Source organism: Pseudomonas sp. MC6 (genome assembly GCF_054790575.1).
On record NZ_CP186504.1, the window covers coordinates 3,129,446 to 3,150,757 of the forward strand.

At 58.5% G+C, this 21,312-nt stretch carries 17 protein-coding genes and 4 tRNA genes; 6 read left to right on the plus strand and 15 right to left on the minus strand.

Features of this window, described 5'->3' with window-relative positions:
• Positions 1 to 2 precede the first annotated feature (2 nt).
• The 6 genes from ACOYXE_RS13920 to ACOYXE_RS13945 form a co-directional block, all read right to left on the minus strand.
• On the minus strand, positions 3 to 4,772 hold the full coding sequence (locus ACOYXE_RS13920; RefSeq protein WP_460929662.1) for an RHS repeat-associated core domain-containing protein: 4,770 nt from the start codon (positions 4,770 to 4,772) through the stop codon (positions 3 to 5).
• 239 nt (positions 4,773 to 5,011) lie between these two features.
• Positions 5,012 to 5,419, minus strand: a complete 408-nt coding sequence (locus tag ACOYXE_RS13925; RefSeq protein WP_160056952.1) for a tetratricopeptide repeat protein — start codon at positions 5,417 to 5,419, stop codon at positions 5,012 to 5,014.
• Positions 5,420 to 5,791: a hypothetical protein gene (locus ACOYXE_RS13930; RefSeq protein ID WP_003223109.1), complete on the minus strand. Its 372-nt coding sequence runs from the start codon at positions 5,789 to 5,791 to the stop codon at positions 5,420 to 5,422.
• On the minus strand, positions 5,788 to 6,129 hold the full coding sequence (locus tag ACOYXE_RS13935) for a helix-turn-helix domain-containing protein (protein WP_134175112.1): 342 nt from the start codon (positions 6,127 to 6,129) through the stop codon (positions 5,788 to 5,790). The genes ACOYXE_RS13930 and ACOYXE_RS13935 overlap by 4 nt, the downstream gene beginning before the upstream one ends.
• A 112-nt stretch (positions 6,130 to 6,241) precedes the next feature.
• On the minus strand, positions 6,242 to 6,697 hold the full coding sequence (locus tag ACOYXE_RS13940) for a YkvA family protein (protein WP_160056950.1): 456 nt from the start codon (positions 6,695 to 6,697) through the stop codon (positions 6,242 to 6,244).
• A 294-nt stretch (positions 6,698 to 6,991) separates the two neighbouring features.
• Complete coding sequence (locus tag ACOYXE_RS13945) at positions 6,992 to 7,708, minus strand: FKBP-type peptidyl-prolyl cis-trans isomerase (RefSeq protein WP_034156206.1); 717 nt, start codon at positions 7,706 to 7,708, stop codon at positions 6,992 to 6,994.
• A gap of 269 nt (positions 7,709 to 7,977) precedes the next feature.
• Between ACOYXE_RS13945 and ACOYXE_RS13950 the strand changes: the two genes are divergently transcribed.
• Together ACOYXE_RS13950 and ACOYXE_RS13955 are read left to right on the plus strand one after the other, a co-directional pair.
• Positions 7,978 to 9,786 carry a di-heme-cytochrome C peroxidase gene (locus tag ACOYXE_RS13950; protein WP_460929666.1) on the plus strand — a complete coding sequence of 603 codons (1,809 nt, stop codon included), beginning with the start codon at positions 7,978 to 7,980 and terminating at the stop codon, positions 9,784 to 9,786.
• 26 nt (positions 9,787 to 9,812) lie between these two features.
• Complete coding sequence (locus ACOYXE_RS13955) at positions 9,813 to 10,946, plus strand: catalase family protein (RefSeq protein WP_460929831.1); 1,134 nt, start codon at positions 9,813 to 9,815, stop codon at positions 10,944 to 10,946.
• On the opposite strand, the gene ACOYXE_RS13960 is transcribed toward ACOYXE_RS13955, so the two are convergent.
• The 5 genes from ACOYXE_RS13960 to ACOYXE_RS13980 form a co-directional block, all read right to left on the minus strand.
• Entirely contained in the window at positions 10,947 to 12,326 is a 1,380-nt protein-coding gene (locus ACOYXE_RS13960) for a hypothetical protein (protein ID WP_460929668.1), read from the minus strand.
• 203 nt (positions 12,327 to 12,529) lie between these two features.
• Positions 12,530 to 12,606, minus strand: a tRNA-Asp gene (locus tag ACOYXE_RS13965).
• Positions 12,607 to 12,625: 19 nt separating this feature from the next.
• Positions 12,626 to 12,701 (minus strand) — tRNA-Val (locus ACOYXE_RS13970).
• Between the two features lie 191 nt (positions 12,702 to 12,892).
• Positions 12,893 to 12,969, minus strand: a tRNA-Asp gene (locus tag ACOYXE_RS13975).
• A 19-nt stretch (positions 12,970 to 12,988) separates the two neighbouring features.
• Positions 12,989 to 13,064, minus strand: a tRNA-Val gene (locus tag ACOYXE_RS13980).
• 159 nt (positions 13,065 to 13,223) lie between these two features.
• Between ACOYXE_RS13980 and rdgC the strand changes: the two genes are divergently transcribed.
• The 3 genes from rdgC (at position 13,224) to sugE (ending at position 15,692) form a co-directional block, all read left to right on the plus strand.
• Complete coding sequence (rdgC, locus tag ACOYXE_RS13985; protein WP_460929670.1) at positions 13,224 to 14,144, plus strand: recombination-associated protein RdgC; 921 nt, start codon at positions 13,224 to 13,226, stop codon at positions 14,142 to 14,144.
• A 148-nt stretch (positions 14,145 to 14,292) separates the two neighbouring features.
• Positions 14,293 to 15,258, plus strand: coding sequence for a bile acid:sodium symporter family protein (locus tag ACOYXE_RS13990; protein WP_160056940.1), 966 nt, complete (start codon positions 14,293 to 14,295; stop codon positions 15,256 to 15,258).
• A gap of 119 nt (positions 15,259 to 15,377) precedes the next feature.
• Positions 15,378 to 15,692 carry a quaternary ammonium compound efflux SMR transporter SugE gene (gene sugE, locus ACOYXE_RS13995; protein WP_460929672.1) on the plus strand — a complete coding sequence of 105 codons (315 nt, stop codon included), beginning with the start codon at positions 15,378 to 15,380 and terminating at the stop codon, positions 15,690 to 15,692.
• A gap of 114 nt (positions 15,693 to 15,806) precedes the next feature.
• Here the strand turns inward: sugE and ACOYXE_RS14000 are convergent, their stop codons facing one another.
• The 4 genes from ACOYXE_RS14000 to ACOYXE_RS14015 form a co-directional block, all read right to left on the minus strand.
• Positions 15,807 to 17,681: an MFS transporter gene (locus ACOYXE_RS14000; RefSeq protein ID WP_460929674.1), complete on the minus strand. Its 1,875-nt coding sequence runs from the start codon at positions 17,679 to 17,681 to the stop codon at positions 15,807 to 15,809.
• A 99-nt stretch (positions 17,682 to 17,780) separates the two neighbouring features.
• Entirely contained in the window at positions 17,781 to 18,932 is a 1,152-nt protein-coding gene (locus ACOYXE_RS14005) for a TDT family transporter (RefSeq protein ID WP_460929833.1), read from the minus strand.
• A gap of 105 nt (positions 18,933 to 19,037) precedes the next feature.
• Positions 19,038 to 19,349, minus strand: coding sequence for a cupin domain-containing protein (locus ACOYXE_RS14010; RefSeq protein ID WP_460929676.1), 312 nt, complete (start codon positions 19,347 to 19,349; stop codon positions 19,038 to 19,040).
• Positions 19,350 to 19,400: 51 nt separating this feature from the next.
• Complete coding sequence (locus ACOYXE_RS14015) at positions 19,401 to 20,588, minus strand: MFS transporter (RefSeq protein ID WP_160056934.1); 1,188 nt, start codon at positions 20,586 to 20,588, stop codon at positions 19,401 to 19,403.
• 91 nt (positions 20,589 to 20,679) lie between these two features.
• On the opposite strand from ACOYXE_RS14015, the gene ACOYXE_RS14020 reads away from it, so the two are divergent.
• Positions 20,680 to 21,222 carry a TetR/AcrR family transcriptional regulator gene (locus ACOYXE_RS14020; protein WP_460929678.1) on the plus strand — a complete coding sequence of 181 codons (543 nt, stop codon included), beginning with the start codon at positions 20,680 to 20,682 and terminating at the stop codon, positions 21,220 to 21,222.
• Positions 21,223 to 21,312: the final 90 nt, after the last annotated feature.

A 21,312-nucleotide genomic window follows, 5' to 3' on the forward strand; every position in this document is an offset into this window, starting at 1 on the left:
TCCTAATCTGGGAATGCCGTGTATGGTTTTTTAATATCTTGACTAGAAAACCGCACCTCTGAAACATTTAACTCATCCACATATTTTGGATTTTGTTTATCTTTTTTGTTCGGCTTATACCCCCTACCACCATTTGGCATTTCCTTTCTTACAACCGGATCGCCTTTCTTGGTAAATCCGGTAGGCGCGGGAGGCGTTCTACTCATTCTAGAAATAGCATCATTTATCGCATGAAGCTGAAGCAACCAACTCTTAAACTGCGAGCTAGAATTAACACCTTCTTTCACCCCTTTTTTTGTCGGATGACTACCGTCGATAGATCTCTGTTTTAACGCCTTGTCTGGTATCTCCGGGTTGTGTTTAGCGACGGTGTGCATTTTGTACTTTTTCTCCAGTTTCAAAACTTCACGTTTCGCATTTTCCTCCGCCAACTCATCAATCCTTGCCCTCCGCTCCTGCGCCGTCATCTTCGGCAGCGCTGGCTCACCTTCATCAACCTTAGCCCCACCAATCCCACCCGGCACCTCACACCCCGGCTTATTCGGCGGCGGGCAGTTAGAGCTCAACCCCAACGGATCCACCCACCCCGTCGGATTCGGCACGTACTGGTACTGATTCAGCCCACCCGCCAACTTGATCGGATCCGGCGTCAGATACCGTCCCAGCCGCGGGTCGTAATACCGGTGCCGGTTGTAATGCAGGCCGCTTTCCCCGTCGAAATACTGCCCCTGAAAGCGCAGCGGCTGATTCAGGTAGTCGTCGCCGGCCAGGGTCAGCGTGGCGACTTTGCCGTAGGCGTCGTATTGCGCGGACCAGACGATGTCGCCGCTGTAGTCGGTGAGTTCCTGCGGGGTGCCGAGATGATCGAGTTGGTAGTAGAACGGGCAGGCCTTTTTCGGGCCTTTGCCGTCGAGCAGCGCGAGCGGGCGGAAGGTGCCGGGTTCGTAGACGTAGCTGCGGTATTCGTGTTCGCTGCTTTCGGCGACGAGGTGGTCGCCTTGCCAGAAGAATTCGGTGGTGGCGTCGCCGACGGTTTTGCGGATGCGTCGGCCGAAGGCGTCGTAGCGGTAACTGGCGGTCTGGCCGTCGGGGCGGGTCAGGCCGATCAGGCGGTGCTGGCTGTCGTAGCGGTATGCAGTGACGAGAGTTTGCGCGCGGCCGCGACGTTCGCGGATCAGGTTGCCGAAGGCGTCGTAGTCATAGTGGCGGTCGCCCTGCATCAGCAGGCGGTTGCCTTTGATCTGACTCGGGCCGGGGCGGTCCTGCATCAGCAGGTTGCCGGCCGGGTCGTGGGCGAAGGATTCCGGCAGTTCGTCGCGTGAGTGACGTACGCGAATGAGGCGGTCGAGGGCGTCGTAGCCGTAGGTGCGCTGGCCGTGGCGGCTGTCGGCAATGTGCGCGAGATTGCCGTTGGCGTTGTAGGCATAATCGCGGCGGTACAGCGCATCGCGTTGATGACCTACGGCGTGGGCGAGTAATCGTCCCTGATCGTCGTAGGTATATTCGCTGAGCAGCAGGCCCTGCTGGCGTTGCCGTTCACGTCCGGACTGATAGACGTGACGGGTCAACGGCGTGCCGTTGAGGTCGATGTCGGTCAGCGCGCCGCCCTTGGCGTGGCGGTAATCGAGCACGCTGTTGTCCGGTAGACGTAGGCGCTTGAGCTGACCGCAGGCGTCGTAGCGGTAACGCAGAGTGCCCCAGCCCTGATGCTCGGTGATCAAGCGGTCCTGGCGGTCGTATTCAAAGGCCAGCGGGTGTTGCTGGCCGTCGTCGACCCCAATCAAACGGCCGAGACGGTCGTATTGGTAGGTGACCTTGATCCCATCGGGCAGGGTTTTGACTAACAGCCGGCCAGCGGCATCGCGCTCATAAGCGGTGAGCAGACAAGAGCCGTCATCGCCGAACTCGGTTTTCTCCAGCAGATGGCCGTTGAGGTCATAGGCATACGCCGTGCGCCGGCCATCAAAACCGCTTTCCTGGCGAATCAGCCCGGTCGGCGTGTAATCGAGCCGGTATTTTTCCCCGGACTCGTTTTCGATCTCGGTGAGCAGCAGTTGCGCATGGTCGTAGCGGTACTGCACCCGTGTGCCGTCGGGGTTGATCCGGCGCGAGACCAGGTGCAGGTCGTCGTCATACTCATAACGGGTGATGCGCCCGAGTTCATCGCGCTCGGCAGTGACCTGACCGTAGGCGCCGTAGCTGTAGGCGCGGGTGCTACCGGTAGGAAAAGTCGTCTGAATCAGTCGGCCAACGGCGTCCCAATGCTGACGGGTAACCGCACCGTGTTCGTCGGCGGTGGTGGTCCGCCGCCCCAGTGCATCGTAGGAAAAACGCCGCACGCCACCGTCGGGCAGGGTCTCTTCGGTCAACTGGCCGAGGTTGTTCCAGACCAAGCGATGGCGACTGCTGTCCGGGTAGCGGATCGACAGCACCTGGCCCCGGGTGTCGTAGTAGTAATGGGTGACCTGACCATCGGGGTCGACCGCTTCGGTGACATCGCCTTCGGCATTGCGCCGATAGATCCACACCGCATCGCCGCGCGAACGCCGATGCAAGAAACCGTTGCGATACTCGTAGGACGTGGGCGCGTCATCCGGAGGAATCAGCGCAATCAGCCGTCCGACCTCGTTGTAGCGATATTCGGTGACGGCGCCTAAGGCATCCTGCTCGGCGATCAAGCGCCCCGAGGAGTCATAGGCCTTGAGCTGCTCGCCACCATCCGCCGAGACTTTACGCACCAGCCGCGCACGCTCGTCGTGGACGTACGTTTCTTCGGTGCCATCGACGTAATGCACCGCGACACTGCCGTCGTCGTCCCAGACGTAGCGCGTGTCCATCTGCGAAAACGAGGCCCAATGCCTGACACAGCGAGAAGCCTTGCCCGAACGTTCCCACTCCCAGAAGAAACTCGCGCCCCCAGCCAGTTGCCGCTGCAGAATCACGTGGGCGTCGTCGTAGTCGTAACGCTCGCTGTCACCGACGGCGTTGGTCGCTTCGATCAGATGCTGGTAAGCGTCGTAGCGGTAACTGACCAGCGCCTGTTCGGTGCTCCAGGCACCTTCGCGAAACACCTGGTAATCCACACCAACCAACTGCGCGCGGTCATAGCGCAACAGCAGCGAACGCCCGGCGCCGTTGTCCAGGCGCTGCACCCGGTCAGAGCGATCGCGCTGCACCGTCAGACGATTGCCATAGGCATCGCTGATCGCCGTCAGCCGTCCTGCGCGAAAGTGATAAAACCGCGCCGTTTCCCCGGCCAGTGCGAGGATCAGCTCTTCCGGCTCATCGCCCAGAAAAATCGCCGCCCGCGATAGGCTGTTGTGAATCGCCGGTCGTTCAACGCTCGGCAACGGAAACCATGTACGCCGGTTTTCGTGATCGACCCAAACAACCTCATCAGCGAAAAATTCCAGCCGATGCGCCAGCGAATGACTCCAGCCAAACCCCAGCCCGACATCGATCTCGGCGGCACTGCTGCGATACAACCGCGTGAACTCAAACGGCAGCACGCCATCGAGCATGGCATCGGTCAGGGTCAGCAGTTCCTCGCCGGTGACCATCGACACGGGACAACCGTTGGTGCAGGTACGCGGCACACAATCGGCGCTGTCACCGTTGGGGTTTTTCGCCTGATCCGGCGAGTCGTCGTGATGCTCGTCTTTCTTCAGCAAGGTGTTGCGCTGCGCATCCCAGCGCAATTGCATTCGGCCCTTTTTCACACCCGCCGCGATGCCTCGGGCAGCAACGGCTTTGTATTGATCGACGTATTTGATGAAGCCCTCGACGATGCCGAATATCGCCTTCACCAAACGTTTCACCGCCGACAGCAATTGCACGGCGCGATCCGCCAGACGCAGCGTCAGATATGCGATGCCTGCACCACCACTGACGAACGTCAAGACGACGCTGATCAGCACATCGATGAGCAACTGCACCATCATCATTGATGCCGCTTCAGCGGTTTTGCCGGCGATTTCACTGGGCGGCAGCATCTCCAGCCAAAGGCTGGCAGTGCGCAGCAATAAACACAGTGCAGCTTCGTCACTGACCAGCAATTGAAGCTTTTCCATGACGTCGGGTGCGCTCGCTGCCAGCGCCATCAACTGCGTGGCGCCCTCACCCAATCGCTCGGCGAACGCCCCGGGATCCTTGAGAATGTCCGAGAGCAGGCCAATGCTGTCCCACACGCCCTCGATCGCCGCCCAGCTCCCGGCGAGCATGCCGTTGCCCGCCGCCGTCGCTACCGACTGCGACCACTGCGGCTTGAAACCCTGCCATTCACTGCGCAGCCAGCCATCCAGCTCAGCGGTCAGGCCGTCATAGGCTTTGAACAGGTCCTCGACCTGACTCTCAGTGACATCGCTGTGCACCTGCACCCGGTAGAACTTGCCAGGTATTCCTTTGAATGAGCCCTTGCCTTGCGCATCAAGAGTGATGGGGGTGGTTTCGCCACCGTCCATGGCAATCACATCGACCGCGATGTTGCCGAGGGGAATGTCGTAGACCGACTCGAATTTGCTTTCGATCAGCATCGGGCCGCTCTCCGGGCACTGGACGACGCCGGAGAAAAACGCGTTGTCGGCGCTGCTGACGACAGTGCTATCGGAGCCGAAGCGAATGATCCGCTCCATACCCATCAACGACGGCAAATCCGCAGCATGGCTAACCTTGTCCGCCCCTCGACTGGCCCAATGCTTGAGCTGCTCGCGGTAAAGGCTGAGGGAGGCGGGAAAGCTGTCGAGTGCTTGCTCGATGCGAGTAACGGCTTCCATCAGCGCACGCGGGTGGGCGAAGTGGACTGAATAAGCAGGTCAAACATGAGCGTTCCCTCGCGCAAAAAATTAGGCGCGGGAACTGTGCGGGGGATCAATCAGGAAAGAAGTCAGGCAAGTAGGCGATGACTGTAGGACTTGTCTGTAAAAATCGCTCCTGGATAAACAAACGCGCAAAAAAGCAAACGCGGCGTGAGGAAAGCCTCACACCGCGTTTATTTGAGCAGACATAACTGGATTTACAGTGTTGAGTTGCGAGTACTCAGCTCTTTCAATTTGAGTTCAGCCAATGGGTGCCCGGCTTTGGCAGCTATGTTCCACCAGCGTGCGGCTTCGACCGGATCCGACGGTTTGCTCGTAGTCCCGGCCAGGCTGATCACGCCGACCTGATAAGCCGCTTTGCCATCACCCGCAAGTGCCGCCAACCGCAACAGGCGCACACCTTCTTCACGCGCGCCCAGCCCGACACCGCGAAAGGTCAGGATGTGCCCATAGAAGCTCTGCGCACCGACATCGCCAAGGTTGGCCATGCGCGCAAACTGACCTTCGAGCCAGCGCCAGCCACGCGGCTGGCGAACGAACCATGACCAGTGAAACAGCCTGCGAGCCAGCCAGTAACTGGCCCGCGCCTTGAGTCGTAAAAACACTCAGGCCTCCGCCGATTCCGGGTACTCGTACTCAAAAACACGGACGACTTCCGAAGCATGCCAAGAGGCGGCGGCAACGCCATCGGACGGCCCGGAAAAGCGCCCCAGACGTTCAACACATTCAAAGAAACCGGTGCGTGGCAGGCGACTCGCGCCCTGGCTGATCACCAGCGAACTGCGCAAGGGTTGCTCGGCCTTCGCGTCTAGCGCGGCCAGATGCTCGAGTGCGGCGGTCAGGGTCTGCATCGCCGGTGTCGGTAGTTGCAACCGCTCCAGCAAGGCCCGATAAGTCAGCAGATGGCGCTGGCGGCGCGCCTGATCCAGTTCCCCGAGCAATCCGTCCCAATGTTGACGACTGATGCGTACGCTCACGATTCATCCCTCCACCCTGGCACCGTCAATTCCCAGGCCAGGCTGCGGCGAATCGCGGCGTCGGGCTGACGCTCGCCACTTTCGATCATGGCCAGATATGACGGGCTGATGCCTACCGTGCGGGCCAGCGCCTCAATGGCGATGCCCTTCCCTTCGCGCAAACTGCGTAGTTGATCCAGACCTGGAAGAATCGTGTCTGGTGAGGCCGCGAGTGGCGTGGCTGCCGGACGCGACGGTGTTTCATTGATGCCTGCTGCTTTTAGTAGAGCCTGATACTGAGCCCACGGCAGAACCGCGTATTCGGGTTCGCCATCGCGTGCAATTATCTGAATATCCATGACTACCCCGTAGGACAACAACACTTAGCGAGTCGGCACTTTTCCCTAGAAGTGTAATCCTAACAGCGGCCAAGGTCGCGGGGGGTATCTATCTACAGGAAGACTTAATGAATCAGGGCTTTTTCGGCCCCTGAAGTTGCAGTTGTTCAGGGGTATCGGGCAACCGTTCGACCACCGCGAGTTTTTCCGGTTGCTGGCGGTTGCGCCAGAGGCGGAAGGCATTGAGCTCATCGTCGAGGGTTTTCATCAGCCAGGCGAGGACGGCGATGTCGTCGAGCATACCGAACACGGGAATGAAATCCGGAATCGCATCCACCGGGCTGAGGAAGTACATCAACCCTGCAACCACCGAAATCAACGCTTTGCCACTGATGGCCCGATACTCGCCGCGCCAATAGGCCAGGCACAAAGCCTGGAGTAAACGTAAATCGTCCTTGAGTTTACCGAGGCGATTGCCCTGTGCAGCGCCTTTGCTGGCGACCGCAAACAATAAGGTCGGCAAGCGGCCGCGTGCCAGCAGGCGGCCAGCCAAGGGCAGGAATCGAGCGAAATTCCACGGAGCTTTCATCTATTCCTCCCGTTGAAATGTTATCCACACAAATTGTGGATAACCTTGTGAACAGAGCTGCATTTCAGCGCTGAAAGCCCCGTTTCATAAGGGCTGCGCTCAGATCGGGCGTTTTTTACTCACATAAAAAACCCCAATATTTCATTGACTTGGCTGCTCAGGGCGGCTAGCGATGACAGTCTCATTGGCTATGACTCTCCCGACCGCCATCGGTTCGCTCTGTTTACCCTTGCCAGACTCCAGATGCAACAACGCCCCGCATAAGCGAGGCGTTGTTGTTGAAGCCTTTGCCAGTTACTTGGCAGCAGCAGCTTCTTTGGCTGGATCCTTGATGGCCAGCAGTTCCAGGTCGAAGACCAGAACCGAGTTGGCCGGGATTGCCGGGCTTGGCGACTGAGCGCCGTAAGCCAGATCGCTAGGGATGTACAGTTTGTACTTCTCGCCAACGTGCATCAGTTGCAGACCTTCAACCCAACCCGGAATCACGCCGCTCACCGGCAGATCAATCGGGCTGCCGCGCTCGACGGAGCTGTCGAATACGGTGCCGTTGGTCAGCTTACCGGTGTAGTGAACAGTCACTACGTCAGTCGGCTTAGGCTGTGGACCGTCGGCTTTCTTGACCACTTCGTACTGCAGGCCGGAAGCGGTGGTGGTTACACCCGCCTTCTTGCCGTTTTCTTCGAGGAACTTCTTGCCAGCCGCAGCCGACTCTTCGCTCATCTTGGCCATACGCTCTTCAGCACGCTTTTGCAGCGCGGCGAAGGCTTCGACCAGTTCTTCGTCTTTCAGCTTCTGTTCTTTCTTGCCGACGGCATCTTCGATGCCCTGGGCTACCGCTTTGGAGTCCAGATCATCCATGCCTTCCTGAGCCAGGCTCTTGCCCATGTTCAGGCCGATACCGTAGGAAGCTTTTTGCGCCGGGGTTTTCAGCTCTACGCTGGTCTGCGAATCACAACCCGCGAGGACCAGGCCAACCAGGGCAACCGCCGCCGCCAACCGATGCTGTTTCATGCTATTTCCTTGTTCATGCGCCGAAAGGGCAATCGAGTAAAGCCGCGAGCTTATCAGGCCGCCACGACCAATGGCTACCGGCATGAGAGCAGGAAACTTCCGATAAGTTCAGGGATTAAAACGCATTGAGGCGAAGCGACGATGAAGCTTCTGTCATCTTGTCCCGACAATCAGCGTCGTTTCTCCTTGCATCATCTGGCGTAATGGCCACTTGCCGCATTTGGCAGGCTCAGGCATAACAGCGGAACAATTTGACAAGGATGTTTATCTTGCGCCTTCTATTCCGTGTGCTGACCCTGATCGTCGTGCTGCTGGGACTCGTTCTCGCCGTGGTGCTGTATTACGTTGCCAACCCGAAATTGCCCTTCTACACCGCCGCCGAGCAGGTGCATTACCTCAATCAGTGGAGTGACGAAGAGCGGCAAACCTACTATTTCACGCCTCAGGGCACGCAGGTCAAAGGCCTGCGCTATGAGTGGTTCGAGGCGTTGGAACTGCCCTTCTCTGAGCGACGTTTCGCCTCACCCGATTACCTCGCGCGTTTCGGTTTTCTGATTGATCCGCAGCAGAAAGCCACGGCGAACAATCCGGGTAACCTCCCCGTCGGTTTTGCCCGGCACCAGAATCCCGGCAGCTCCGAGCAATATCTGGACATCACTTGCGCCGCTTGCCACACCGGCGAATTGCGCTTCAAAGGCCAGGCCGTACGGATCGACGGCGGTACCGCGCAACATGTGTTGCCTTCCAGTGTTCCTACTTTACGGGGCGGAAGTTTCGGACAGGCTTTGGTGGCAAGTCTGACCTCGACTTACTACAACCCATGGAAATTCGAACGCTTTGCCAGAACCGTGCTGGGCGACGAATACAACGCGCGCCACGAGCAATTGCGCAAAGACTTCAAAACTTCACTGAACACATTCCTTAAAGTGGCCTGGAACGATACCCATCGCGGCCTCTATCCGACCGAAGAAGGTCCCGGCCGCGCCGACGCCTTTGGACGCATTGCCAATGCAACGTTTGGCGATGCGATTTCCCCCGCCAACTACCGCGTGGCCAATGCCCCGGTGGATTATCCGCAGCTCTGGGACATGTGGACATTCGATTGGGTGCAATGGAACGGCTCCGCACAGCAGCCGATGGCACGCAACATCGGCGAAGCGTTGGGCGTCGGCGCCACCCTGAATTTTTTTGATGGCAACGGCCAGCCACTGCAAGGCGAAGCCCGCTATGCCTCCAGCGTGCGCGTGCGTGATCTGCACAAAATCGAAGAAACCCTGCAAAAGCTCAAACCGCCCGTTTGGCCAGAGGAGCTGCTTGGTGCCATCGACAAATCACTGGCAGCCAAGGGGCGCACGCTGTTTGCCGAGAATTGCGCCGGTTGTCACGTACCGCGCCAGACGCAGGAAGGTGAACGCTGGGTGCAGCATTTGCACATGCTGCCGGTCGATGTCATCGGCACCGACCCGACCGCCGCCAACAATATCGCCAGCCACCGTTTCGATCTGACTGCCCTGCAATGGGACCTGAAGGAACTCGAAACCATGGACGTCAAACTGCATCCGACGCCCAGGGAACCTCTGGATCTGAGCCAGTTGTCAGTGGCCAAGGGGCTGGCTTACGTCACCGCTTTTGTCGAAGACCGCGCCTACCGCGAGGCCAACGTCACGCCGCAGGAGAAACCACAGCTGGACGGTTTCGGCCTGCCAATCGGTGTGCGCGAAAAAGTCGCCTACAAGGCCCGTCCGCTGGCCGGTATCTGGGCCACGGCGCCGTTTCTGCACAACGGTTCGGTGCCGAGCATTTATCAGTTGCTGTCGCCGCAGGATGAACGCGCCACAACCTTCCTCAAAGGCACCCTTGAATATGATCCGCGCCATCTGGGTTATCGCACCGAAGCGTTTACCAATGGCTTCCTGTTCGACACGCGCATCACAGGCAACCACAACAGCGGCCATGAGTTCCGTGCCGGCGAACGTGGTAACGGCGTGATTGGTCGGCTATTGCAGCCCGAAGAACGCTGGGCACTTCTTGAGTACCTGAAAGTCCTCGGCGGCCCACTGGAGGCGCAACTGCCATGATCTCGACCTTCAAGAAAGAGTTACCGCTGTTGGCCAGAATCTGGTTGTGGCTTGGACGTCTGCTTGGCAAAGCCCTGCTGATATTGGCCGCCATCGGCCTGCTCGGCTGGGCCATCGCCACGGCGTGGTTTGCCTGGCAACACCGTGGCCCGGTTTCAGCGCTGGAACAGACTCCACCCGGCGAAGCCGCGATGACTCAAAACGTGATTCAGACCGCCGTGCGCATCGTTGATCAGTACCGCGAAGGCACACGTTATCTGCGCGACGCACACGCCAAGGCTCATGGTTGCGTGAAGGCGCAGGTGCAGGTGTTGCCGGAACTGGCGCAGTCGCTGCGACAGGGCGTGTTCAGTGAACCCGGAAAAACCTGGCAGGCAATGATTCGTCTGTCCAACGGCAATGCCTACCCACAGTTCGACAGCATCCGCGACGCCAGAGGCATGGCAATCAAACTGCTGGATGTTTCGGGAAAACAGCTGCTCGGCAACCGCCAGGCACAGCCTGAGCAGGATTTCGTGATGTTCAGCCACCCGAACTTTTTCGTCAGCGATGTCGCCGAGTACCGTCAGAACGTGGCGGCGCAGGCTGACGGCAAGAAGGTCATGGCGTTTTTCCCCGGATGGGATCCGCGCACCTGGCAGATCCGCCATTTGTTTATCGCGCTGGCAACCTTGGCGCCGCCGCCGGATAGCCCGACGGCGACGACTTACTTTTCGGTTTCGCCTTACAAATTCGGTGAGTCGAATGCAAAGTTTCGTGTAGCACCCGATCCGGATAACTGCCCCGCCTATACATTGCCCAAACAAAATCACGACCTGCCGAACTTTCTGCGCAGCGCGTTGAATCAGCAACTGTCGACGGATCGTGTACCCGCCTGCTTCGTGCTGCAGATTCAGCGTCAGGATGCCCATCAATACATGCCGATCGAGGACACCAGCATCGAATGGCGCGAGCAGGATTCGCCCTTCGAAACCGTCGCGCGGATCACCCTGCCGCCGCAGGATTTCGACACCCCGGCGTTGAATCTGCAATGCGATAACCTGTCGTTCAACCCTTGGTTTGGCATTGAGGCGCATCGCCCGATCGGAGGGATCAACCGGTTGCGCAAGGCCGTGTACGAAGCGGTCAGCGACTATCGTCACCAGCGTAATAGTGAGTAATCATTGGGAAGTCTCTACGCCTGTAACATCGACAGTAGAGGCAGCCGTGATCTTGCCGAGATCCGGCCAGGTCTGACTCGCCAATAAAACGCTGAGGATGCCCGCGTCGGCAACCTTGTCGACAACCCCCTGCGGTGGCATGTCGCCGTCGATGATTTTTTGCTTGAGGCCTTGCTCAAGGTTCGCTTTCAGCTCCCGAACCTTGGGGATTATCGGTTTGGCGAATCGCAAGACGGCGCCATCGGGGGTGACCATAAAAATTCGCTGATTGGGTGCCGCAATCATATGATCCAGGCCGACTTTCAGATCCTCGGGCGTGAAAAAATTCCGGTACAAATCCATTCCCCTCGGAGGCTGTCGCTCGGCCGCCAATTGCGGCGTGGAGTGATAAATACCGTGCACCCGAAACCCTCTTGGGATCAGTGGGTTGCCGTGCTGATCCTTGGGAAATAAAGCTGCCCGATCAAAACTGGCGTAGGGAATGGAGACCGGGTCAGTGACCACCAGGAAATCGCTGGCGTTATGTTTAAGGATGAAGCCGACACGCGGACTCGCTGGCGGTGGGACGGATAACTTTTCGCGCAAGTAAAGTGCGACCTCCCCCGCATTTCGGCAGATCGGCCCGAAGATTGGCATCTGTGTAATCGGCGGCTTGGCTTCAAGGACATCCGACCGCCAGCTGGCTTTGAGCGGGCCTCGGCGCCGCCAGAGATCGCCCGTTACCACAACGTTCACTTGCCCGGCCGCCAAGACCAGCAAGATCCACAGGCTGCTGGGGATTGCCCCTCTGGCAAGCAAGCTTTCGAACAATTGTGGGCCACTTTGAGGCCGCCTCGACAGTCGGGGCGCCAATTCCTGTTCAAACGGCAGGTTCGTCGAGGCGTAGCACAGGAGTCCGCCATTGTAGGCGGACAGATAACACTTCGAATATTTACGATGACTGTTCATCACAGCTGACAAATCGGCAATCGTGAAGAACCGATTACGCTGAGCCCATTCACTGGTGGATTCGTCAACACCACGGGCTTGGGCCGGGCGGGCGTGAAAGCTCGCTTCGATAGTAAAACCGCTCGGGACAATCAACTCGCCCAAGCCACCCACAGTTACCACAAGGGTCGTGCGCAGAAGCGTCGTTACTTCGCTCCGAAGTTCGCCACTGACAGGATTGGCGTCAACACGTTGAGCACAAAAGAAGCGCCCCTCGGTATTTTTCAGAATGAACCCGTGAAGTTCTGCGCTGAGCGGCGTTTTCAACAGATTGTGCAAGCCAGTGGCTGCATCGTCGCTGGATAAAAATGCCGGATTACTTGCCATGAATGACAGCGCATCCGTGTCTTCGGCGGAAGAAGGAATATCGGTTAAGGCAGGAGTCGAAGGCATCTGATCGGTCTCTCGGCTGGCAACGGAATTGCTCCATGACCCAAATGATCATGAAGAACATTGCCCATTGTCCGAAAGCGACGTGTTCCACAGGCACTACATAGATATATGCAGTGAAAAATACTCAAACGCCAGACAGCAAAAAGCCCGCACTTGGCGGGCTTTCTGTGGAATCTGGCGTTCAGTGTTGCAGATTCCGAATATGGCGCAGCGGACGGGACTCGAACCCGCGACCCCCGGCGTGACAGGCCGGTATTCTAACCGACTGAACTACCGCTGCGCGAAACGCTTGAAACGAATGGTGGGTGATGACGGGATCGAACCGCCGACATTCTGCTTGTAAGGCAGACGCTCTCCCAGCTGAGCTAATCACCCTTCGCTTCGTTACGGGACGCATTATGCCACAAGTTTTCGTAATGTGTTGATTTAATTGAAGTTTTTTTCAAATAAATCCGAAAACCAGTAAAGCGACACATCCCGCGGGTACAACCTTGGAGCAGAAAAAAACCCGCCTTGGCGGGTTTTTCCGTGGTGACCTGGCGTTCAGTGGTCCAGGTTACCGAATATGGCGCAGCGGACGGGACTCGAACCCGCGACCCCCGGCGTGACAGGCCGGTATTCTAACCGACTGAACTACCGCTGCGCTAAACACTTGAAACGAATGGTGGGTGATGACGGGATCGAACCGCCGACATTCTGCTTGTAAGGCAGACGCTCTCCCAGCTGAGCTAATCACCCTTCGCTTCGGTGTGGCGCGCATTCTACGGAGCGACCCAACCTCTGGCAAGCACTTTTTTAAATAATTTTCTCAGGCCTTCCAAAGGCTTAGAGAAGGGTTGGCCTATGAGACGGCGAAGACAATAATGCCCCCCTTTGTATAAAGGAGAGACTCACCCCATGTGGTTCAAAAACCTGCTTATCTATCGCCTGACCCAAGACCTGCCTGTCGATGCCGAGGCGCTGGAAACTGCACTGGCCACCAAACTGGCGCGTCCATGTGCAAGCCAGGAGTTGACCACCTACGGTTTCGTCGCGCCGTTCGGCAAAGGCGAAGATGCTCCATTGGTGCACGTCAGCGGTGACTTCCTGCTGATTTCCGCGCGTAAAGAAGAACGCATCCTGCCGGGCAGCGTCGTGCGCGACGCGGTCAAGGAGAAGGTCGAAGAGATCGAAGCCGAGCAGATGCGCAAGGTCTACAAGAAGGAGCGCGACCAGATCAAGGATGAAATCATTCAGGCCTTCCTGCCGCGCGCGTTTATCCGTCGCTCGTCGACCTTCGCCGCCATCGCGCCGAAACAGGGTCTGATTCTGGTCAACTCGGCCAGCCCGAAACGCGCCGAAGACCTGCTGTCGACCCTGCGCGAAGTGATCGGCACCCTGCCCGTCCGCCCGCTGACGGTAAAAATGGCTCCAACGGCCGTCATGACCGACTGGGTCACCACGCAGAAAGCGGCCGACGACTTCTATGTACTGGACGAGTGCGAACTGCGCGACACCCACGAAGACGGCGGTATCGTCCGTTGCAAGCGTCAGGATCTGACCAGCGAAGAAATCCAGCTGCACCTGAGCACTGGCAAAGTGGTCACTCAATTGTCGCTGGCCTGGCAGGACAAACTGTCGTTCCTGCTCGATGACAAGATGACCGTTAAACGTCTGAAGTTCGAAGATCTGTTGCAGGATCAGGCGGAGCAGGACGGTGGCGACGAGGCGCTGGGTCAACTGGATGCCAGCTTCACCCTGATGATGCTGACGTTTGGCGACTTCCTGCCGGCGTTGGTGGAAGCGTTGGGTGGGGAAGAGACTCCGCAGGGGATCTAACGCCTTGTGATGTCCAAACTGTAGGAGTGAGCCTGCTCGCGATGAGGGACTGACATTCAACTAATGTGTTGATTGAAAGACCGCTATCGCGAGCAGGCTCACTCCTACATTGGTTTTGTGGTGTTCATTTAATAATAAGGATCAGGCCATGCGCGCACTGGCTGCACTCAGCCGCTTTGTCGGCAATACCTTCGCTTACTGGGTTCTGATTTTCGCGGTGATTGCGTTCCTGCAACCGGCGTGGTTCCTCGGCCTGAAAAGCGCGATCGTACCGCTGCTCGGGTTGGTGATGTTCGGCATGGGCCTGACCCTCAAACTCGACGACTTCGCTGCTGTTGCCCGCCATCCGTGGCGTGTAGCGCTGGGCGTCGTCGCACATTTCGTGATCATGCCCGGTGTGGCGTGGTTGCTCTGCCAAGTGTTTCACCTGCCACCGGAAATCGCCGTCGGGGTGATTCTGGTCGGCTGCTGCCCAAGCGGTACGTCGTCCAACGTGATGACCTGGCTGGCCCGTGGTGATCTGGCGTTGTCGGTGGCGATCGCCGCCGTCACCACCCTCCTCGCCCCGCTGCTGACCCCAGCGCTGATCTGGCTGCTGGCTTCGGCGTGGTTGCCGGTATCGTTCATGGAGCTGTTCTGGTCGATCCTGCAAGTGGTGTTGCTGCCGATCATTCTCGGCGTGGTTGCCCAGCGCTTGCTCGGCGATAAAGTGCGCCACGCGGTGGATGTGTTGCCGCTGGTGTCGGTGGTCAGCATCGTGATTATCGTCACCGCCGTAGTCGCCGCCAGTCAGGCGAAAATCGCCGAATCCGGTCTGCTGATCATGGCTGTAGTGATGCTGCACAATAGCTTCGGCTATCTGCTGGGCTACTTCACCGGGCGCCTGTTCAAGCTGCCGTTGGCTCAGCGCAAATCCCTGGCGCTGGAAGTGGGCATGCAGAATTCGGGGTTGGGCGCGGCATTGGCCAGCGCCCATTTCTCGCCGTTGGCGGCGGTGCCGAGCGCGCTGTTCAGCGTCTGGCACAATATTTCCGGAGCACTGCTGTCGACGTACTTCCGGCGCATGAGTGAAAAGGAAGATCGCGAGACACTGGCGCAACAAGCGGCCGACTGAGGCGCAAACTTGATCCCCGGGTTAATGCTGGTCAAACTAGCGCGCAACGCGGGGACGACCCTGCGGCTCGATCGAGTCATTAATCTGGGGACGACCCCGTCAATCGATGGGGGTCTTGCATGTCCTGGATCATTCTGTTTTTCGCCGGCCTGTTCGAAGTCGGCTGGGCCGTCGGCCTGAAATACACCGACGGTTTCACCCGCCCGCTGCCCACCGTTCTGACCGTTGCGGCCATGGCCATCAGCCTTGGCCTGCTTGGCCTGGCGATGAAGGAATTGCCGCTGGGCACGGCCTATGCGATCTGGACCGGTATCGGTGCCGTGGGCACGGTGATTGCCGGAATCATTCTGTTCGGCGAGTCGATGGCGTTGATTCGTCTGGCCAGTGTGGCGTTGATCATTACCGGATTGATTGGCCTTAAGGTCAGCGCTTAAGCCACTACCGCTTTCGCGAGCAGGCTCGCTCCCACATTCAATCGCGTTCCGTCAGAGGAATACGATCAACTGTGGGAGCGAGCCTGCTCGCGAAGAGGCCTTTAAAATCGCCGACTATCTGACTGCCCCGCGCAGTTCCCCCACCAACACCTGCAACTTCGCCGGCTCAGCCGCATCAACGTCCACCGGCGAACCCGCCACCAACGTCACCCGCGACCACAACCGGTGAAACAAGCCCTTGTTCGGATCGCGACTGAAGAAACTCCCCCACAACCCCTGCAATGCCAACGGAATCACCGGTACCGGCGTCTCCTCGAGAATCCGCGTCAGCCCGCCTCTGAACTCGTTCATCTCGCCATCCGCCGTCAGCTTGCCTTCCGGGAAGATGCACACCAGCTCACCGTCCTTCAGATACTGGGCAATCCGGGTGAAGGCCTTTTCGTAGATCTGGATATCTTCCTGACGCCCGGCAATCGGAATTGTCCCCGCCGTGCGGAAGATAAAGTTCAGCACCGGCAAGTTGTAGATTTTGTAGTACATGACAAAGCGAATCGGCCGACGCACTGCACCACCAATCAGCAAGGCATCGACAAACGACACGTGGTTGCACACCAGCAGCGCCGCACCCTCGTCCGGTATCGCCTCAAGGTTGCGATGCTCGACACGGTACATGGAATGGCTGAGCAGCCAGATCATGAAACGCATGCTGAACTCGGGGACGATTTTGAAGATGTAAGCGTTGACGCCGATGTTCAGCAGCGACACCACGAGGAACAACTGCGGGATCGACAGCTTGGCCACGCTCAGCAGCACGATCGAGACGATGGCCGAGACCACCATAAACAATGCGTTGAGAATGTTGTTGGCGGCAATCACCCGGGCCCGCTCGTTTTCAGCGGTACGTGACTGGATCAAGGCATACAGCGGCACGATGTAGAAACCACCAAAGATGCCGAGGCCAAGGATATCGATCAACACTGCCCAGGTGTGCACAAAGCCCAGCACTTCAATCCAGCTGTGGCCGGTGACACTGTCGGGGATTCCACCGGAGTGCCACCACAGCAGCAGACCGAACACGGTCAGACCGAATGAGCCGAACGGCACCAGACCGATCTCGACCTTGCGCCCGGACAGCTTCTCGCAAAGCATCGAACCCAGCGCGATACCAACCGAGAACACGGTGAGAATCAGGGTGACTACGGTCTCATCGCCGTGCATCCATTCCTTGGCATAGGCCGGAATCTGCGTCAGGTAAATCGCCCCGACAAACCAGAACCACGAGTTGCCGACTATCGAACGCGATACCGCCGGAGTCTGGCCCAGACCGAGTTTCAACGTGGCCCACGACTGGCTGAAGATATTCCAGTTCAGGCGCATTTCCGGGGAGGATGCCGCCGCGCGCGGAATGCTGCGACTGGCCAGATAGCCCAGCACGGCAATCCCGACGATGGCGCAGGACACCAGCGGCGCGTAGTGCGAGGAAGACATGATGACCCCGGCGCCAATCGTCCCGGCGAGAATCGCCAGAAACGTGCCCATCTCCACCAGGCCGTTGCCGCCAACCAGTTCATCCTCACGCAGCGCCTGCGGCAGAATCGAGTATTTCACCGGCCCGAACAGCGCCGAATGGGTGCCCATGGCGAACAGCGCCACCAGCATCAGCGACAGGTGATCGAAGAGGAAACCGACCGATCCTACGGCCATGATCGCGATTTCCGCGAGTTTGATCAGACGGATAAGCGCGTCCTTGGCAAACTTTTCTCCAAATTGCCCGGCCAGCGCCGAGAACAGGAAGAACGGCAGAATAAACAGCAACGCACACAGGTTGACCCAGATTGAACGGTCACCCTCGATGGTCAGCCGATAGAGAATGGCGAGGATCAGTGACTGCTTGAACACGTTATCGTTGAACGCGCCGAGCGACTGCGTGATGAAGAACGGCAAGAAGCGCCGGGTGCGCAGCAGGTTGAACTGTGAGGGGTGACTCATCTTCCGTGTTTCCCTGATGTTTAAGGTAGAGAGGCCTGGGTACTGCTTATTGGATTCTCGAACCGCGATCCAGGCCACACCTTACCTAAACTTTTCAGGTTATTTCTTCAAACCTGCGATGCATGGCGAGACAAACAGCTCGCCACGCCAAGCGCCTTGCACCGTGCGTTTACCGACGATCAGCCACATCAGCGCCAGCAACATCACCAACAGCGTGCCGACAACGCTGAAAAACGTCAGGCTCAGAGTGCTCGCCAGTTTCAGAGTTGCCAGCGAATACACACCCAATGGGAAGGTGAATCCCCACCAGCCGAGGTTGAACGGGATGCCATCACGCAAGTAACGCACGGTGATCAGCAGTGCCATCAGCATCCACCACAGACCAAAGCCCCACAGCGTAATCCCTGCAATAAGCCCAAGACCCGAGGCGATTTCACCGATGCCTGGCAGACCATTCGCCGCGAAGATCGCAGGCGCATCTCCACCGAGCAGCAACATGCCCAGCGCGCCGGTGCCGATCGGGCCGAGGGCCAGCCAGCTCGAAGCGGCCATGTTTTCGTGGGGCAGTTTATGCAGGGCCATGCGCAACAGCAGGATCGTCAGAATGCTGAACGCTACCGGCAGGGAAAAGGCCCAGAGCACGTAGCTCGTCGTCAGCACAACCAGTTGCGAGTGGGCATCGCTGAGATGCGGTGCGAGCAAAGCACCACTGGCCGCCGCTACTTCGGCGGCGACTACCGGTAACAGCCAAACGGCGGTCATCTGGTCGATGCTGTGTTCCTGGCGGGTAAACATCATGTACGGAATCAACACGCCGCAAGCCAGCGACATAGTCACATCCATCCACCACAGCACTTCGGCGAGATGAATCACACCGTCGCCCCAACGTGGCAGGCCGAACAGCAGAAAACCGTTGATGATCGTCGCCAGGCCCATCGGAATCGTGCCGAAGAACATCGATACCGTGGAGTGGCCGAAAATCCGCCGCGCTTCATCAAAGAACAAGATCCAGCGCACAGCGTACGCAGCGGTAAACAGGCTGAACAACAGAATGTTGAACAACCACAAACCTTCCGCGATAGCGTGCAGACCTGGAATGGCCAACGGCAGTTGCGCCAGCGCCAACGCCAGCACACCCGTGCCCATGGTCGCGGCGAACCAGTTCGGAGTGAACTGGCGAATCACTTCACGCGGATGCTGAAGCTGGCTGAACGGCTTGATGCCGGGTTTGGCGCTGTTGGGGCAAATCATCATGAACTCCTCTCCTCTGGTGAGGTTGAGTCCATGGTAGAACCGAATCGAATATCTATATAACGGGTAATATCTCTAACTGTTATCTGTTTTACCAATAAGAAGTCAGACGCTGCCTTCGCTCTCAATTACCAGAATCCGCGCTGCGCCCTGCGGATGCGCGACGTGCTCGGTGCCGACGCTCGCATAGAAGATGTCGCCGACATCCAGCTGCACCTGTTTTTCTTGGCCCTGCTCGCGGTAATGCATCAGCACTTGGCCATCGAGCACCACAAACACTTCCTCGCCATCGTTGACGTGCCATTTGTACGGTTGATCCGTCCAGTGCAGGCACGTGGTGATGCCGTTCATGTTGGCGATGTCCAGTGCGCCCCAGGCGCGCTCGGCGGTGAAGGTTTTGCTGCGGATAATCTTCATTAGTCGATCCGTGAGAAGAAGGCTGGCCAAGGCTAACCGAAACCGCAGTGATTATGGAGCGCGGCACACTTTGGCTGGCGCGGAACGCAGGCTGAGCAACAACGCGCCGACGGCCAGCACGATCAACACCGCACCGTAACCATCGGTGGTCGCCAGCAGACCGTAACTGCGCGACAAGTGCCCGGCGAGCAACGCCGGCAGGCAGAACGCCAGATAACTGAGCACGTAATACGCGGCCATCAACCCCGCGCGCTCATGGGCCAAGGCCAGCGGCACCAGGCTGCGAACGGCACCGAGAAAACCCGAGCCAAAGCCGCAACCGGCCACCAGCGTGCCGAGGAAAAACAACGCCAAGCTGGCGCTGTGCACACCCAGCAGAATCAACACCAGGCCGATCGGCAACAGGCTCGCGCCCAACTGCAAGGCCCTTGTCGCGGGACGATTGCGCAGCGTGAAAATCATCAATGCTCCGGTCACCGTCAAGGCTGCCACGGTTGCGCCGCCGATCAGATTGGAGGTCGAACCGGTGGCGGTGCGCACCAGCGATGGCGCCAGAGATGCATAGAAACCGCCTAGCGCCCAGGTTGCAGTGTTCAGCGGCAACACTCGCCACAACGTTGAACGTGCCTGCACCGGCACATGCAAAGTCGGCCGCAACGATGCCCACGCTCCGGCTTGCGGCGTAACGCTTTCCGGCAGACGCCAAACGTATAACGCCTGCAATACAAACAGTGCCAGCAGCAGCCAGTAAGTCAGTTGCAACGGCGCGGGGGCAAACTCGGCCAGCAACCCGCAGCCCATGCCACCCAGCGCCATGCCCAGCAACGGCGCGACACTGTTGATCAGCGGTCCTTGCTGGCGATCGGTGTCCAGCAACGTGGCACTTAAAACGGCGGTGGCCATGCCAGTAGCGAAGCCTTGCAGTACGCGTGCTGCGATCAACCCACTGACGCTGTCAGCATAAATGAACAGCAACATCGCCAACGCGTTGAGCAGCACCGAAGTGAAGATCACCGGTTTGCGTCCGAGGTGATCCGAGAGCGAACCGACAGTCAGTAGCGCCGCCAGCAGACTCAGGGCGTAGACCCCGAAAATCAGGGTCAGCACCGTTGCCGAGAAATGCAGTTGGTCCTGATACAAGTGATACAACGGCGTCGGCGCGGTGGAAGCGGCGAGAAAACTGAGTAAGGTGATCGCCAGAAACCACAGATTCGAACGATGTGAAACAGCGCTATTCATGTGCACACTCCGCAAAAGCTAATTTTTTGCTTTTGCGGAGTGTGCTACCGCTCAACGCTTAAAGCAAATTCTTTGTGTTAAGGTCTGCCGCATGGCTATTAAAGAAGGTTTACGCCCCGGCGGCCGCAGTGCCCGGGTGCAAGATGCAATTCATTCGGCAGTCCGTGCGCTCCTGCAAGAACAGGAGCGCTCGACCGTGACCGTCCCGCAGATCGCCGCGCGTGCAGGCGTTACACCGTCGACGATTTACCGGCGCTGGGGTGATCTGTCGGCATTGTTGGCCGACGTCGCCCTCGCCCGCATGCGCCCCGACAGCGAGCCGGCGCAAACCGGCAGTTTGCGCAGTGATATTCGTGCGTGGGCTGAGCAGTATCTCGATGAGATGAGTTCGGAGCCTGGGCGCAACATGATGCGCGACGTGCAGGCGAGCGCTACGCCGGGGTACTGCGTGACGATCATTGGCGCGCAGTTGCAGACGATCATCGAGCGTCATACCGATGAAGCGGCGCCGAGTGTTGATCGATTGATCAATCTGGTGGTGGCGCCGGTGGTGTTCCGGATTCTGTTTTCGGCGGCGCCGCTGGAGGTGGATGAACTGCATCGGCTGATAGATATTGCGCTGAACCAGCACTGACGCCGATCCCCACGTAGGAGCTGCGGCACGCTGCGATCTTTTGATCTTGATTGCAAAGATCAAAAGATCGCAGCCTCGTTTCACTCGACA